This window comes from Streptomyces sp. NPDC048420, assembly GCF_040651535.1.
Lineage (GTDB): Bacteria > Actinomycetota > Actinomycetes > Streptomycetales > Streptomycetaceae > Streptomyces.
This window is the reverse complement of sequence record NZ_JBEZKG010000012.1, coordinates 207,732-223,241: the sequence shown is the minus strand read 5'-3', so window position 1 is coordinate 223,241 and position 15,510 is coordinate 207,732. Positions and strand designations below refer to the sequence as shown.

At 69.7% G+C, this 15,510-nt stretch carries 14 protein-coding genes, 1 pseudogene and 1 riboswitch; of the genes and pseudogenes, 9 read left to right on the top strand and 6 right to left on the bottom strand.

The features are described 5' to 3' along the window. Positions 1 to 38: 38 nt before the first annotated feature. Both nagA and AB0D34_RS24010 read right to left on the bottom strand, forming a co-directional pair. On the bottom strand, positions 39 to 1,250 hold the full coding sequence (nagA, locus tag AB0D34_RS24015; protein ID WP_362664551.1) for an N-acetylglucosamine-6-phosphate deacetylase: 1,212 nt from the start codon (positions 1,248 to 1,250) through the stop codon (positions 39 to 41). Then, a complete protein-coding gene (locus tag AB0D34_RS24010) occupies positions 1,250 to 2,194 on the bottom strand; it encodes an ROK family protein (RefSeq protein WP_362664549.1) in 945 nt (314 codons plus the stop codon). The genes nagA and AB0D34_RS24010 overlap by 1 nt, the downstream gene beginning before the upstream one ends. 106 nt (positions 2,195 to 2,300) lie before the next feature. On the opposite strand from AB0D34_RS24010, the gene AB0D34_RS24005 reads away from it, so the two are divergent. Next, positions 2,301 to 3,572, top strand: coding sequence for an extracellular solute-binding protein (locus tag AB0D34_RS24005; RefSeq protein WP_362664835.1), 1,272 nt, complete (start codon positions 2,301 to 2,303; stop codon positions 3,570 to 3,572). Positions 3,573 to 3,611: 39 nt separating this feature from the next. Continuing rightward, on the top strand, positions 3,612 to 3,845 hold the full coding sequence (locus tag AB0D34_RS24000; RefSeq protein ID WP_362664547.1) for a DUF3263 domain-containing protein: 234 nt from the start codon (positions 3,612 to 3,614) through the stop codon (positions 3,843 to 3,845). Between the two features lie 17 nt (positions 3,846 to 3,862). Here AB0D34_RS24000 and otsB read toward each other — a convergent pair whose 3' ends face one another. The 3 genes from otsB to AB0D34_RS23985 form a co-directional block, all read right to left on the bottom strand. Next, positions 3,863 to 4,702, bottom strand: coding sequence for a trehalose-phosphatase (gene otsB / locus AB0D34_RS23995; protein ID WP_362664545.1), 840 nt, complete (start codon positions 4,700 to 4,702; stop codon positions 3,863 to 3,865). Next, the gene (locus AB0D34_RS23990; RefSeq protein WP_362664543.1) at positions 4,699 to 6,162 is read right to left on the bottom strand and encodes a trehalose-6-phosphate synthase; all 1,464 of its coding nucleotides are present in this window, start codon (positions 6,160 to 6,162) and stop codon (positions 4,699 to 4,701) included. Before AB0D34_RS23990 ends, otsB begins: the two co-directional genes overlap by 4 nt. 97 nt (positions 6,163 to 6,259) lie before the next feature. Further along, the gene (locus AB0D34_RS23985; RefSeq protein WP_362664541.1) at positions 6,260 to 7,204 is read right to left on the bottom strand and encodes a glucosyl-3-phosphoglycerate synthase; all 945 of its coding nucleotides are present in this window, start codon (positions 7,202 to 7,204) and stop codon (positions 6,260 to 6,262) included. 136 nt (positions 7,205 to 7,340) lie between these two features. After that, positions 7,341 to 7,499, top strand: a riboswitch (SAM riboswitch). A 17-nt stretch (positions 7,500 to 7,516) separates the two neighbouring features. Here AB0D34_RS23985 and thrC point away from each other — a divergent pair. From thrC to AB0D34_RS23950, 7 genes and pseudogenes are all read left to right on the top strand, one after another. Beyond that, positions 7,517 to 8,797, top strand: coding sequence for a threonine synthase (gene thrC / locus AB0D34_RS23980; RefSeq protein ID WP_362664539.1), 1,281 nt, complete (start codon positions 7,517 to 7,519; stop codon positions 8,795 to 8,797). Next, positions 8,794 to 9,069 (top strand): MoaD/ThiS family protein, encoded by a 276-nt coding sequence (locus AB0D34_RS23975; RefSeq protein ID WP_123990075.1) that lies wholly within the window; start codon positions 8,794 to 8,796, stop codon positions 9,067 to 9,069. The genes thrC and AB0D34_RS23975 overlap by 4 nt, the downstream gene beginning before the upstream one ends. Positions 9,070 to 9,512: 443 nt before the next feature. Then, positions 9,513 to 9,719: a cold-shock protein gene (locus AB0D34_RS23970; RefSeq protein ID WP_007382895.1), complete on the top strand. Its 207-nt coding sequence runs from the start codon at positions 9,513 to 9,515 to the stop codon at positions 9,717 to 9,719. A 607-nt stretch (positions 9,720 to 10,326) separates the two neighbouring features. Then, the gene (gene groL, locus AB0D34_RS23965; RefSeq protein WP_355744181.1) at positions 10,327 to 11,949 is read left to right on the top strand and encodes a chaperonin GroEL; all 1,623 of its coding nucleotides are present in this window, start codon (positions 10,327 to 10,329) and stop codon (positions 11,947 to 11,949) included. 364 nt (positions 11,950 to 12,313) lie between these two features. Next, complete coding sequence (locus tag AB0D34_RS23960; protein ID WP_362664536.1) at positions 12,314 to 13,435, top strand: NADH:flavin oxidoreductase; 1,122 nt, start codon at positions 12,314 to 12,316, stop codon at positions 13,433 to 13,435. A 206-nt stretch (positions 13,436 to 13,641) separates the two neighbouring features. Beyond that, positions 13,642 to 14,508, top strand: a complete 867-nt coding sequence (locus AB0D34_RS23955; protein ID WP_362664535.1) for a metallophosphoesterase — start codon at positions 13,642 to 13,644, stop codon at positions 14,506 to 14,508. 16 nt (positions 14,509 to 14,524) lie between these two features. Next, positions 14,525 to 14,894, top strand: a pseudogene (locus AB0D34_RS23950) (hypothetical protein); the annotation flags it as partial. Positions 14,895 to 14,906: 12 nt separating this feature from the next. Here the strand turns inward: AB0D34_RS23950 and AB0D34_RS23945 are convergent. After that, the gene (locus tag AB0D34_RS23945) at positions 14,907 to 15,476 is read right to left on the bottom strand and encodes a hypothetical protein (protein ID WP_362664533.1); all 570 of its coding nucleotides are present in this window, start codon (positions 15,474 to 15,476) and stop codon (positions 14,907 to 14,909) included. Between the last annotated feature and the right edge of the window lie 34 nt (positions 15,477 to 15,510).

Below are 15,510 nucleotides of genomic sequence, written 5' to 3'. Positions count from 1 at the left end.
GTCTCCCAGGACCGCTGCGGCCTCAACAGCCGGACACATCAGCCCAGTTGGGGATCGACCACCCATTCTCCCCGGCGCATGACGCCCTTGAGGTCGAATTGATGGTCCAGAAGCACCAGGTCGGCGTCCTTGCCGGGCTCCAGGGAGCCGATGCGGTCCGACATGCCCAGTAGACGGGCGGGGTTGGCGGAGATCGCGGCCACGACGTCCTCCACGGGGAGCTTGTCGACGGTCACCGCCCGCTTGAAGGCGCGGTCCAGGGTGAGGGTCGAGCCGGCGATGGAACCGCCCTCCACGAGCCGGGCGACTCCCTCGCTGACCTCGACCTCCAGGGGGCCGAGCATGTAACGGCCGTCACCGAAGCCGGCCGCGTCCATGGCGTCCGTGATGAACGCGACTCTGCCGGAACGCGCGTGATGGAACGCCAGTTGCAGCGCGGCCGGGTGCAGATGCGTGCCGTCGTTGATCAGCTCGACCGTGATCCGCTCGTCCTCCAGGAGGGCGGCGATCGGGCCCGGGTCGCGGTGGCCGAGCGGTGGCATCGCGTTGAAGAGGTGGGTGGCCACGGTGGCGCCCGCGTCGATGGCCTCGACGGTCTGCTCGTACGTCGCGTCCGTGTGCCCGATCGCCGCGATGACGCCGTGTTCGGCGAGGAGCCGTACGGAGTCGATGCCGCCGGGGAGTTCGGTGGCGAGCGTGACCATCCTGGCCTGCCCGCGCGCCGCGTCGACCAGCTTGCGGACGTCTGCCGGGTCGGGGTCGCGCAGGAGTTCCTCCGAGTGCGCGCCCTTGCGGCAGGGGGAGATGAACGGGCCTTCGAAGTGGATACCGGCGATGTCGCCCTGCTCGGCGAGTTCGCTCAGCAGGCCGGCGCGCTGGGCGAGGAAGTCCATGTCGCCGGTGACGGTGGAGGCGACGAGGGTGGTGGTGCCGTGGGTCCGGTGGGTGCGGATTCCTTTGAGGATCTCTTCGGGCGTGCCTGAGGTGAACGAGGCTCCGCCGCCGCCGTGGTTGTGGAGGTCGATGAATCCCGGTACCAGCCAGTGTCCGGTTGCGTCGATGGCCTGGGTGTTCTCCGGGGCGCTGTCGGCGATGCGGGTGCCGTCGACGATCACTCGGCCGTTTTTGACGGTTCCTGTGGGGAGGACGACCGTTGCGCCGGACAGGACGAGGGGTGCCTTGCCCGTGGCGGGATGCGGGTGCGTCGTGGCTGGTCGCGCAGTTCCCCGCGCCCCTGGGGGGGTTGCCATCAGGGCGTTACCTCCGAACTGTTCGTCTTGTTGAGGAGATCCCAGGCCAGCAAGCCCGCGCCCAAGCAACCCGCCGTGTCGCCCAGGGCCGCCGGGACGATCGTCGGTGGTTTCTGGAAGGTGATCCGTTGCCGGAGTGCCTCCCTCAGTGGTGTGAACAAGGTTTCCCCCGCCTCGGCCAGGCCGCCACCGATGATCAGGGTGCGGGGGTCCAGGAGGGTGAGGGCGGTGAGGAGGCCGTCGGCCAGGGCGTTCACGGCCTGCTGCCAGACCTCCCGGGCCCTCGGGTCCCCCGACTCCACCGCCTTCGCGCAGTCCGCCGCGTCCGCCTGCGGGTCACCGGTGGCCGACGCCCATGCCTGCGATACGGCCGCCGCCGAGGCGTACCGCTCCAGGCAGCCCCGCTGGCCGCACGGGCAGGGGGTCCCTCCGGGCCGTACGACGATGTGGCCGATCTCGCCCGCGAAGCCGTGGGCGCCCGCCTCGACCCGGCCCGCGATGCCGATCGCGCCCGCGATGCCGGTGCCCAGGGGCACGAAGAGGAAGCGGTCGGCGCCCTTGCCCGCGCCGACGCGGCCCTCGGCGAGGCCGCCGGTGCGCACGTCGTGGCCCAGGGCGACCGGGGCGCCGCCGAGACGGGCGGTGAGCAGGTCGCGCAGCGGGAGGTCCCGCCAGCCCAGGTTGGCCGAGTAGGCCGCGATGCCGTGCTCCTCGTCGACGATGCCGGGGACGGCGACGCCGGCCGCGAGTGCGGGGGCGCCGAAGTGCTCGGTGCCGTGGGCGCGCAGCTCGGCGGCGAAGTCGAGGATGCCGTCGACGACCGCGTCCGGGCCGCGCTCGCGGCCGGTCGCCCGGCGGGCCTGGTGCAGGAGCTCGCCGCCCGCGCCCACCAAGGCCGCCTTCATCCCGGTGCCGCCCACGTCGAGGGCGATGACATGTCTCACGGGGGACAGTGTGACCCTTGGACCCGCGAGAGGTCTAGTCCACTTACGTGGTGTAGACCTGAGGGCGGAGATATGTATGACTTTTCGAAAGTTTTCGAACGTGAGTATGGGGCGGTTGTCGGTGCGGCGGCGTAGGACGGGAACGATCGCGGCGGTGTCCGCACTGGGTATGACGGCGGTCCTGGGCGGCTGCGGAGTGGGGAGCGGATCGGGCGAGGTGACACTGAAGCTGATCGCCGCGGACTACGGCGACAGCGCGGCCAACAGCTCCCAGAAGTACTGGGACGAGCTGGTCAAGGAGTACGAGGCCGAGCACTCCGGCGTGAAGATCGACGTCAGCGTGTACTCCTGGAACGACGTCGACAGCAAGGTCAAGGACCTCGTCGACGCCGGGAAGGCGCCCGACATGGCGCAGATCGGCTCGTACGCCGACTACGGGGACAAGGGGCTGCTGTACAAGGCGGACGACCTGCTCGGAATCCGCGAACAGGCCGACTTCGTCTCGCAGCTCGCCTCGGCGGGGCGGATCAACGGGGTGCAGTACGGGATGCCGTTCGCCGCGTCCACGAGGCTGCTCTTCTACAACAAGACCCTCTTCGCCGACGCCGGACTCACCCCGCCGAAGACCTGGAAGCAGCTCGCCGCGGACGCGGAGGTGCTCAAGGCGGCCGGGGTGAAGTACCCGTACGCGCTGCCGCTCGGGCCCGAGGAGGCACAGGCCGAGACCATGCAGTGGCTGCTGAGCGGGGGCGGCGGATACGTCGACTCGGTCGGGACGTACGGCATCGACTCCGACGAGAACGTCGCGACGCTCACCTGGCTCAGGGACGAGCTCGTCGGGAAGGGGCTGACCGGTCCCGTCGCGCCCGGGAACCTGAACCGGGCCGCCGCGTTCTCGGCGTTCGCCGCGGGGGACGTGGGGATGCTCAACGGGCATCCCTCGCTGATGAAGATCGCCGCCGCGAAGGGGGTGAAGTTCGGGATGGTGCCGATGCCGGGGGTCGACGGGAAGACCAAGAACTCCATGGGGGTCGCCGACTGGATGACGGCCTTCAAGCAGAACGGTCACGCCGAGCAGGTGGGGGACTTCCTCGACTTCGTGTACAGCGAGAAGAACGTGCTGTCGTTCTCGCGCGAGTACGACCTGCTGCCGGTGACCAACTCCGCGTCCTCGGCGATGGGTTCGGCCTCCCAGGACACCGACCTCAAGCCCTTCCTCGACGCGCTGCCCGACTCCGAGCTGCCGCCGGTGGGCAAGACGTCCTGGGCCTCCGTCAGTGCGGCCGTGAAGAAGCGGATCGGGTCGGCGGTGAGTTCGGGCGGTAACCCTTCGGAGGTGCTGCGCGCACTGCAGCTGACCGCGCAGAACGCGGAGTAGCCACCGTCACTGTCAGTCGCGGGAGGTACGGTTCCTGGCATGGAGCATCCGGAGCTGGACCGCAGGGAGCGGGACATCCTCGCCCTGGAGCACCGCGGCTTCCCCGGGCCCGGCGCGAAGGAGCGAGCGATACGGGAGGAGCTGGGCCTGGCACCGGTCCGCTACTACCAGCTCCTGAACGCGCTGCTGGACGACGAACGGGCCGTGGCCCATGACCCGGTGACGGTGAACCGGCTGCGGCGGGTGCGGGACGCGCGTCGCTCCGAGCGGTAGGGCTTTCCCTTTTTGCGTCAGCCGAGCCGGTTCGCCAGTGCTCGCAGCAGGGCCACCACACCACCGGGGCCGTCCACCACCAGGTCGGCCCGTTTCCGCAGTTCCGTCACCTCGTCGCTGCCGCTGCAGACCAGGAGCCCGGGGGTGCCGGCCGAACGGAGGTCGTCCACCGCGGAGAACGCCGGGAGGTCGCCCAGGTCGTCTCCGGCGTAGAGGACGGAGCCGGCGGACAGGTCGCGGACGTGGGTCAGCAGGGCCACGCCCTTGTCCATCCCCGGCGGACGGAGCTCCAGGACCAGGCGGCCCGGTTCGACGATCAGGCCGTGGTGGGTGGCGAGGCCGGTGAGGGGGGCGCGGAGGGCGTCGAAGGTGGCCTGGGGGTCGGGGGCCCGGCGGGTGTGGACCGCCACCGCCCGGCCGCCCTTCTCCTCGATCCAGGCGCCGGTGCCGTCGAGGAGGGCCGGCAGTGCGGCGCGGACCGCGGCCACGCCGGGGTGGGGCTCCGGTGCCGTGACCTCGCCGGTCGCCGCGTCCCAGCGCTCCGCGCCGTAGTGGCCGAGCACGGTCAGGTGCTCCAGGCCGGGGACGCCCGCGAAGCCGCCGTAGCGGACCGCGATCTCGGCCGGGCGGCCGGTGACGACCGCGACGGACGCCACCTTCGGGGCCAGGGCCGCGAGGGCGGCCACCGCGTCGGGATGCGCCCGCGCCTGCTCCGGATCCGCCACGATCGGCGCGAGCGTCCCGTCGAAGTCCAGCCCGATCACCGCCCGGTGCGGCGCGGCGAGGAGAGCGTGGAGGCCGTCCCGGCCGACGGGGGTCGCCGGGGTGGGCAGGGAGTCCGTGGCGTCGCCGGTCATCGGCCGGTCAGCTCGTTCAGCGCGTTCAACTGGTCCAGGAACCACTGCGCCGGCGGCAGCGCCGTGGCCGCCGTGGCCAGTCTCTTCGTGCGTTCGGCCCGCTCGTCCGGCGGCATGGTCAGCGCCTCGTGCAGGGCGTCGGCCGTCTCGACCACGTCGTACGGGTTGACCACGAGCGCGTCGCGGCGCAGTTCCTCCCACGCTCCCGCCTCCCGCGACAGCACCAGTGCGCACCCCTCGTCGGACACCACCGGCATCTCCTTCGCGACCAGGTTCATGCCGTCCCGGATGGGGTTGACCAGGGCCACGTCGGCCAGCCGGTACGCGGCGAGGGAGCGTGCGAAGTCGTCCTTGACGTGGAGCACGACCGGGCTCCAGCCAGGCGTCCCGTACTGGGAGTTGATCTCCTCCGCCAGCCGCTGGACCTCGGCCGTGTAGTCCCGGTAGACCGCCAGGTCCTGCCGCGACGGATAGGCGAAAGCGACATGGACGACCCGCTCCCGCCACTCGGGCCGGGTGTCCAGCAAGTGCCGGTACGCCAGCAGTCCGCGCACGATGTTCTTCGACAGCTCGGTCCGGTCGACCCGCACGATGGTCCTGCGGCCCTCGCCGATCTCCTCGCGCAGAGCCGTCATCCGCTCCTCGACGTCCGCCTCGTGCGAGCGGGCGTGCAGGAAATCGGCGTCGGCGCCGAGGCCGTGGACGCCGATGTACGTCGTGCGCAGGAGCTCCTTGCCCTGCCGGTGCTGGATCGCCCTGGGCGCTCCCGACGGCCACATGCTGAGGTAGCGCTCGGGGTCCAGCTCGTCCGCGCAGCGCTGGAAGGCGGTCGCCCACCGCCAGGTCAGGAACGCCACCCGGTCGGCGCCGAGCATGCCCTCCAGGAGCTGGGTGCGGATGTCGTCGGGCAGCATCGTGAAGTAGTCCACCGGCGCCCACGGCGTGTGCGAGAAGTGGGCGATCCTGAGGTCCGGGCGCAGTTCGCGCAGCATCCCCGGCACCAGGCACAGGTGGTAGTCCTGCACCAGGACCGCCGCCCCCTCGGCCGCCTCCTCCGCGAGCGCTTGTGCGAAGGCGCGGTTGTACGTCTCGTACGACGCCCACTGCCGCCGGAACTCCGCGTCGAAGGCCGGCTCCAGCGGGGTCTGGTAGAGCAGGTGGTGGACGAACCAGAGCACCGAGTTCGCGATGCCGTTGTACGCGTCCGCGTGCACGTCGGCCGGAATGGCGAGCATTCGCACGCCGTCCTCGCCGACGCCCCGCCGGACCGCCTCGCGGTCACCGTCGGACAGCGCCGAGCACACCCACAGCGCGCCCGCGTCCGGTCCGATCGCCGACAGACCGGAGACGAGCCCGCCGCCGCCGCGCTTGGCGTTCAGCGAGCCGTCCTCGCCCACTTCGTAAGAGACCGGGCCGCGGTTGGATGCGACCAGCACGTGGGCGCTGTGCGAGGAAACCATGCCTCGACATCTAGCCCGGCACCCAACCGCTCAAACGTTCCCGTGGGTCACGGTCAGGTGTTCAGGAGTCCGGGTCGCGGTCAGGCGTTCAGGAGTCCTACGCGGCTTTCCTCTTCACGTACTCCGCGATCTCCACCATCGGCGGCCGCTCCTCCGTGTCCACCGAGTACGTCCGCGGCTCGAAGCCGTCCGCGCCCCGCTCGAACTGGGTCAGGGACGGGCGGATCATGTGGCCGCGGGCCAGCCTGAGCTGGGCCGTGCGGTAGATCGCCGCCGACATCCGGCCCAGCGCCTGGCCGTCCTGGTGGCGGTGCTTGCGGACCCCGACGTCGACCTGCGCGAGGGCGTTCAGGCCCACCAGGTGCAGGGCGTCGACCAGCATGCCGAGCTCGATGCCGTAGCCGACGGGGAACGGGAGCTGTTCGAGCAGGCTGCGGCGGGCCGCGTACTCGCCGCCCAGCGGCTGCACGAAACCGGCCAGCTGCGGCCAGTGCATGTTCAGCAGGGGCCGCGCCATCAGCTCGGTGACCCGGCCGCCCTGGCCGGCGGCGCCGCCCAGGGGACGGTCGTACATGCCCTTGACCAGGTCGACCCCGGGGTCGGTGAGCAGCGGGCCGACGATGCCGGAGACGAAGTCCGAGGAGAACTCCTTCAGGTCGGCGTCGATGAAGCAGACGATGTCCCCGGTGGTGGCGAGCAGGGAGCGCCACAGGACCTCGCCCTTGCCGGGCACGGCCGGGATGCGCGGGAGGATGTCGTCGCGGTGGACGACCCGGGCGCCTGCGGCGGCCGCCACTTCGGACGTACGGTCGGTGGATCCCGAGTCGACGACGACGATCTCGTCGACGAGCGGGACCTGCATCATGAGGTCATGACGGATCACGGCGACTATGTCACCGACCGTCTCCTCCTCGTTGAGGGCCGGCAGGACGACGCTGACGGTCCGGCCCGTGCTCCGCTTCGCCGCCATGATCTTGTGGAGCGGGCGATCGGTCACGGACCAGGAACGGGTGGCCAGCCAGCGCTCGACTTCGTTCAGCACAGTGGGCGGCTCCTTAGCGTGTGATCCATCTCGCGGTTCGGACGACTCCCTCAACTGTCCTTGTCGTCGGTTACAGTCTTGAACAACGCGGATGACCATCGCATGTCCAGGGTGGCCGCCGTTAACAACTTCATACCGCTCATCCAGAGGGGCAGAGGGATACGGCCCGATGAAGCCCCGGCAACCCTCCAGTCGGTTCTCGTAGCGATCGATGACGATCGTCTCCGCGAGGCTCCCGACTCGGGAAGGTGCCAAATCCGTCTCACGGCGAAGTGCGTCGTGAGGAAGATGAGGAGAAAGGGCCTCGCCTCCATGGCTGTGCAGACTGTTGCAAGCACCACGAACTCCGTCGACCTGGGTCCCGCCGCGGCGCTGAGCTGCCGCGAATGCGGCCACCGCGTCCCGCTCGGCCCGGTCTTCGCGTGCGAGGAGTGTTTCGGCCCGCTCGAGATCGCGTACGACTTCTCGGCCTACGAAACCGAGGAGCTCCGCAAGCAGATCGAGGCGGGACCCGCGAACATCTGGCGCTACGCCCCTTTGCTGCCCGTCCCCGCGGACGTGGCGACCAAGCCGAACATCAACCCCGGCTGGACCCAGCTCGTCAAGGCCGACAACCTCGCCCGTGAGCTCGGCGTGACCGGCGGCCTGTACATCAAGGACGACTCCGGCAACCCGACGCACTCCTTCAAGGACCGGGTCGTCGCGCAGGCCATCGAGGCCGCTCGCGCCTTCAACTTCACCACCCTCTCCTGCTCCTCCACCGGCAACCTCGCCGGCGCCGTGGGTGCCGCGGCCGCTCGCGCCGGGTTCCGCTCCTGCGTGTTCATCCCGCACGACCTGGAGCAGGGCAAGGTCGTCATGGCCGCGATCTACGGCGGCGAGCTCGTCGGCATCGAGGGCAACTACGACGACGTGAACCGCTTCTGCTCCGAGCTGATCGGCGACCCGGCCGGCGAGGGCTGGGGCTTCGTCAACGTCAACCTGCGGCCGTACTACGCGGAGGGCTCCAAGACCCTGGCGTACGAGATCTGCGAGCAGCTCGGCTGGCAGCTGCCCGACCAGCTCGTGGTCCCGATCGCCTCCGGTTCGCAGCTCACGAAGATCGACAAGGGTCTGCAGGAGCTGATCAAGCTCGGGCTCGTGGAGGACAGGCCGTACAAGATCTTCGGCGCGCAGGCGGAGGGGTGCTCGCCGGTGTCGGTGGCGTACAAGGCGGGCCATGACGTGGTCCGGCCCCAGAAGCCGAACACCATCGCCAAGTCCCTCGCCATCGGCAACCCGGCGGACGGTCCGTACGTCCTGGACATCGCGCGTCGTACCGGCGGTGCGGTGGAGGACGTCAACGACGAGCAGGTCGTCGACGCGATCAAGCTGCTGGCGCGGACCGAGGGGATCTTCGCGGAGACCGCGGGTGGCGTGACCGTGGGGGTGACCCGCAAGCTGATCGAGAACGGCATCCTCGACCCGACGAAGACCACGGTGGTGCTGAACACCGGCGACGGTCTCAAGACCCTGGATGCGGTGGCCGGTACCGGGCTCACCGCCACCATCCGTCCCAACCTGGACTCTTTCCGAGAGGCTGGCCTCGCATGAGCGTTTCCGTCCGTATCCCCACCATCCTGCGCACCTACACCGGTGGCCAGGCCGAGGTGCAGGCCGAGGGCGGGACCCTCGCCGAGGTCATCGCGGATCTGGAGAAGAACCACACGGGTATCGCCGCGCGCGTTCTCGACGACCAGGGCAAGCTGCGGCGGTTCGTGAATGTGTACGTGAACGACGACGATGTGCGGTTCGAGCAGGGGCTGGAGACGGCGACGCCCGACGGGGCCGGTGTCTCGATCATCCCGGCGGTCGCCGGCGGGTGACCGTATGACTGGTCATTACCTTCGGTAACAGTAATTACCGAGTGTTCATCCGATTGCCCCCTCCGTGAGAGAAGCGGAGGGGGCAATTCTCTATGGTTGAGCACGGTACAGTTGGGGAAGCTGCGGCTCTCTTCATGCCGCATGCATATGAGTTCCCGCTTCTCGGGCGATGAGAAGTAGCCAAAGTGTGCACGTCTTATGTGCCTTATGCGTCGTTTATGGGGCCCGACTTGCCCCGAATTCGGGCGAATTCTCGCTACATTCCGGACCCCTTCCGTCCAGAATTCTCGTCCGATTGACCTGTTGCAGACGGCAGTTGGACAGATACATTCAGCCGCGGTCGACGCGTTCCGGCGCACGCCCCCAACCATGTGGGGGGTGAGGTCTGACCCGGATCCGCGAAGTGCGGGTCCGTGCAAGGGCCAGTAATAGGGGAGTTAGGCATGGCTCAGGGCACCGTCAAGTGGTTCAACGCGGAGAAGGGGTACGGCTTCATCGCGGTCGACGGTGGTGCGGATGTATTCGTCCACTACAGCGCGATCCAGATGGACGGTTACCGCACCCTTGAAGAGGGCCAGCGGGTCGAGTTCGAGATCTCGCAGGGTCAGAAGGGGCCGCAGGCGGACATGGTCCGTCTCGCGACAGGCTGAAGCACGCGCCGGGTAACAACAGCGTCGTTCTTCGTTCTTCAATCGAAGGGCTCGTACCCCATGGGGAGTCATGGGTACGGGCCCTTCGGCATGTGCCTCCGGCGGTGGGGCCGGGGCTTGTGCGGGTGTTGGTTCGTTGTCTTGTGCGGGTTGGGTGGGGGCGGGCGCCCTTGCGCAGTTCCCCGCGCCCCTGAATGCCTGCGGCGGCCCCTGCCGGCTCGGTGGGGGCGCGTGCAGCGCGGTTCTGCCTGGTGGGTCGGTGCCGGAGTCACCCCGTCCCCTGCGTGCCGTACGTGGCGAACGGCCCGTCGTGGCGCGGGTTGCTGCACCTACCCAGGGGCGCGGGGAACTGCGCGCTCGGCCCCCGCCGACCGGTAGCCGCCCGACAGCCGAACCCACCCCGGTCTTCGGCAGGCGCTTGCACTCGACCATGCCGAGTGCTAATCATTGGCGTTAGCACTCTGAAGGTGAGAGTGACAACGAAGGACCGGGTCGGTGAGGCCCGCAGGCCGGGTGGGGAAGGAACCCACGAGGCAGGCGAGCCGTCCGTCGCGGGCGCGGGCGCGGTCCGAAGGAATCACCCCCAGTCCTGGAGGGACCACTTCACATGGCCAAGATCATCGCGTTCGACGAGGAGGCGCGGCGCGGCCTCGAGCGCGGCATGAACCAGCTCGCGGACGCCGTCAAGGTGACGCTCGGCCCCAAGGGCCGCAACGTCGTCCTCGAGAAGAAGTGGGGCGCCCCCACGATCACCAACGATGGTGTCTCCATCGCCAAGGAGATCGAGCTCGAGGACCCGTACGAGAAGATCGGCGCCGAGCTGGTCAAGGAAGTCGCCAAGAAGACGGACGACGTCGCCGGTGACGGTACGACCACCGCGACCGTGCTCGCCCAGGCCCTCGTCAAGGAAGGCCTGCGCAACGTAGCCGCCGGTGCCAACCCGATGGCCCTCAAGCGCGGTATCGAGAAGGCCGTCGAGGCCGTCTCCGCCGCCCTGCTCGAGCAGGCCAAGGATGTCGAGACCAAGGAGCAGATCGCCTCCACGGCCTCCATCTCCGCCGCCGACACCCAGATCGGCGAGCTCATCGCCGAGGCGATGGACAAGGTCGGCAAGGAAGGCGTCATCACCGTCGAGGAGTCCCAGACCTTCGGTCTGGAGCTGGAGCTCACCGAGGGTATGCGCTTCGACAAGGGCTACATCTCGGCGTACTTCGCCACCGACATGGAGCGGATGGAGGCGTCGCTCGACGACCCGTACATCCTCATCGCCAACTCCAAGATCGGCTCCGTCAAGGACCTGCTCCCGCTCCTGGAGAAGGTCATGCAGTCGGGCAAGCCGCTGCTGATCATCGCCGAGGACGTCGAGGGCGAGGCCCTGTCGACCCTGGTCGTCAACAAGATCCGCGGCACCTTCAAGTCCGTCGCCGTGAAGGCCCCGGGCTTCGGTGACCGCCGCAAGGCCATGCTCGGCGACATCGCCATCCTCACGGGCGGCGAGGTCATCTCCGAGGAGGTCGGCCTCAAGCTGGAGAACGCGACCCTGGACCTCCTGGGCCGCGCCCGCAAGGTCGTCATCACCAAGGACGAGACCACCATCGTCGACGGTGCCGGCTCCTCGGACCAGGTCAACGGCCGGGTCAACCAGATCCGCGCCGAGATCGAGAACAGCGACTCGGACTACGACCGCGAGAAGCTCCAGGAGCGCCTGGCCAAGCTCGCCGGTGGCGTCGCCGTCATCAAGGCCGGTGCCGCGACCGAGGTCGAGCTCAAGGAGCGCAAGCACCGCATCGAGGACGCCGTGCGCAACGCCAAGGCGGCCGTCGAGGAGGGCATCGTCGCCGGTGGTGGCGTGGCCCTGCTCCAGGCCTCCAGCGTCTTCGAGAAGCTGGACCTCTCGGGTGACGAGCAGACCGGCGCCAACGCCGTGAAGCTCGCGCTGGAGGCCCCGCTCAAGCAGATCGCCGTCAACGGTGGTCTCGAGGGTGGCGTCATCGTCGAGAAGGTCCGCAACCTGCCCGTCGGCCACGGCCTGAACGCCGCGACCGGTGAGTACGTCGACATGATCGCCGAGGGCATCATCGACCCGGCGAAGGTGACCCGCTCTGCCCTGCAGAACGCCGCCTCCATCGCCGCGCTCTTCCTCACCACCGAGGCCGTCATCGCCGACAAGCCGGAGAAGGCCGCCGCGCCCGCCGGTGGCGGCATGCCGGGCGGTGACATGGACTTCTGATCGACTCCGGGCCGTAGGGCCTGACGGTTGATCAACGTCCTTGCCGGGGGCGGCCCTTCCTGGGAACAGGGGGTGGCCGTCCCCGGTGTTTTCTTGCGCTATGCTTGATCACGAGCCGCCCGACGTGAACTCCCGTCGGCCGACTACGCGTTGGTGGTCCAAGGAAAGACGCCCCGCTTCCTGCGGGGAAATGCAGGTGCAAGGCCTGCCCGGCGCTCAAGACGAAGCCCGTCCCACGATCGTGGGACGGGCTTCTTTCATGCGTGGCCGGAGTCACAGCCCGCCAGGAAATCCTGAGGCGGACGAGGTGGTTGGCACCAGGGAAACTGTCCATGCGCATGCACATACCGAGGAGTACCCCCACGTGACCGCCCCCTCCACCTCCCGTGCCGCCGAGATCCTTTCCCGCCCGGTCCACATCAACGGCCTGACCGTCCCGAACCGCATCGTCATGGCGCCCATGACCCGTTCGTTCTCCCCGGGCGGCATCCCCGGTGAGGACGTGGCGTCGTACTACTCGCGCCGCGCGGCCGCCGGAGTCGGCCTGATCGTCACCGAGGGCACCTACGTCGGCCACGAGTCGGCCGGGCAGAGCGACAGCATCCCGCGGTTCCACGGCGAGGAGCAGCTGGCGGGCTGGGCGAAGGCCGCCGAGCAGGTGCACGCGGCGGGCGGCACCATCGTCCCGCAGCTGTGGCACATCGGCATGGTGCGTGAGCAGGGACAGCCGCCCTACGCCGACGCCCCCGCCGTCGGCCCCTCCGGCATCCGCCTCGGCACCGACGAGCCCACCGGCAAGGCGATGACCCAGCGCGACCTGGACGACGTCATCGGCGCCTTCGCCGAGGCCGCGGCCGCCGCCGAGCGCATCGGCTTCGACGGCGTGGAGCTGCACGGCGCCCACGGCTACCTCCTCGACCAGTTCCTGTGGGCGGGCACCAACCGCCGCACCGACGCCTACGGCGGTGACCCGGTCGCCCGTACGAAGTTCGCGGCGGAGATCGTGGCGGCCGTACGCGAGACGGTGTCGGCCGAGTTCCCGATCATCTTCCGCTACTCGCAGTGGAAGCAGGAGGCCTACAAGGCGCGGCTCGCCGAGACGCCGGAGGAGCTGGAGGCGATCCTCGCCCCGCTCGCCGCGGCCGGTGTCGACGCCTTCCACGCCTCCACCCGCCGCTACTGGCTCCCCGAGTTCGACGGCTCCGACCTCAACCTCGCCGGCTGGACCAAGAAGCTCACCGGCCGGACCACCATCACCGTCGGCTCGGTCGGTCTCGACGGGGACTTCATCCGCGGCTTCATGGGGGAGGGTTCGCCGGTCAAGGGCATCGACGACCTCCTCGACGCCCTGGAGCGCGAGGAGTACGACATGGTCGCCGTGGGACGGGCCCTGCTGCAGGACCCGGAGTGGGCGGCGAAGGTGCTTTCCGGCCGCTTCGACGAGCTCAAGCCGTACGAGGCGTCGGCGCTGACGTCGTTGAGCTGACGGCAGTCGCTGCAAGGCGTGGGTCGAGAACGGGCCCATGACCCACGCCCCGGTCGTTGCAGAACGCGCTGGGGAAGGCGGTGTGGGGCCCCGCCTTCCCCGACGAGATCCACCTCGCCGGCGGCCAGGTCGTGACGACCATGTGGCGGCCGGGGCGTTGAAGGCACCCTGGTTGCTGTGGTCAACTCCGGCTAGCGTTCCGGTACATGCGAATCGTGCATCTCTCGGACACCCATGTGGAGCGCACCGACGCCCCCAACAAGAACGGCGTCAACGCCACCGAATCGCTGCGGCTGATGCTCGCCGAGCTACGGCATCTGCGGGATATCGACGCGGTCCTCGTCACCGGCGACATCGCCAACGACGCGGACGTCGAGGCCTATGCGGCGGTGCAGGAGCTCGTCGGCGACTTCGCCCGGACGCTGGGCGCCGCCGTCTTCTACACCACCGGCAACCATGACGAGCGCGAGGCCTTCGGCAAGGTGCTGGGCAGCGGGCACGACCGGCCGGAGGCGGTACTGGAGACCGAGGCCGCCGAGCGGGCGGCGGTGAGCACCGTCGACGGCTGGCGGTTCGTCACGCTGGACTCGCTCGTGCCGGGGAAGGTGTACGGGCGGATCACCGAGGCCCAACTGGACTGGCTGGGCGAGGTCTTGAGAACCCCGGCCGAACACGGCACCGTCCTCGCCTTCCACCACCCACCGATCAGCCTCGGCCTCTCCGTCCTGCAACCGGTCTTCGGGCTGCTCAACCCCGGGGAGCTGGCGGAGACGATCCGGGGGAGTGACGTACGGGCCGTGCTGACCGGGCACTTCCATCTCCAGCTGTTCGGGATGTTGGAGTCGGTACCGGTGTGGGTGACGCCGGGGGTGGTCAACCGCATCGACCTGACGACGCCGTACGGCACCGAGCGGGCCGTACGGGGGGCCTCGGCCTCGCTGGTGGAGCTGGGCGGGCCGGCGAGCCCGGTGTTCCACACCTTCCACGCGCGCGACCCGCGAGCGCACGAGACGGTGTACGAGCTGGACGAGGAGCGGACCCGGGCGGTGCTGGAGGAGCACGCCCCCCGGTGAGGGACTTGGTTGACCGGCCGCCGTGAACCCGCGTGAACTCCCCTCCGTGGGCGAGCGGTTGAGCCTGCGGATGCGTGAGTACGACCCCCGGTGGGGGCAGGTGGCACCCACCGTCACCCCCTTCGAGTACCGGCTCTTCCTGGATGTTCGCGCCGGGGGCGGAGGGCGAGCGCGCCTACCGTGCGGCCTTCCCGCGGGCCACGCCGACCGAGCTGTACGAGCGCGTGCAGACGGGCTGGACATCCCGCTGCTGTTCGGCACCTACGCGGCCGACCTCGGGAATCTGCTGTTCGCGGGGAGCGGGGAGCGGGGAGCGGGGTCCGGAGGATGTGTCGGGGCGGCTGTGGGAGGGGTACGACTTCCCGGCGCTGCCGCTGCTGAAGTAGGGCTCTCAGGCTCTAGAGGTTGCCGAGCGGCTCGATGTCCACCCTGACCGGCGTGCCCCACACGCGCAGCACCTCGTAGTCGGTGAACTCGTGCACGAGCCGGTACGCCATCGCCGCGCGCGGACCCCGGCGCTGGGCGTTGAGATACAGCTCCGCCTCGTGCCGGTCGCGCCTCGGCGTCCCGCACAGCTGCCATTCCTGGCCGGTCCACAGCTCGGGGAGCCAGCGCTGCTGGGGCTGCGGCCGGTCCTCGCGGACGCCGTAGCGGGAAGCGGTGGGTTCGGTGGCGCGGGGGCGCGCGGAAGGGCCGTTGATCTCGGCGCGACGGGCCGCCCTACGACGGGTCTCGCACAGCAGACACAGGTCGGGGGCGTTCTCGTCCACCGGGCCGTTCGGGTGCTCGGCGCAGCGGGTGGTGGGGGCGGCAGCGGTGACGCTGTCCTCCAGGAGGTCCAGGGCCCGCTTCAGGTCGGCCCTGACCTCGTGGAGCTTGGCGTCGGGAGTGTCCGCGGTGAGGGCGTCCCCGTGTTCGCCGAGGAGACGGAGGGCGCGGCCTAGGGCGGTGAGCTGGGCGTGGTTCATGGTGTCAGTCTGCGTAGTCCTTGAGCTTTTCGGT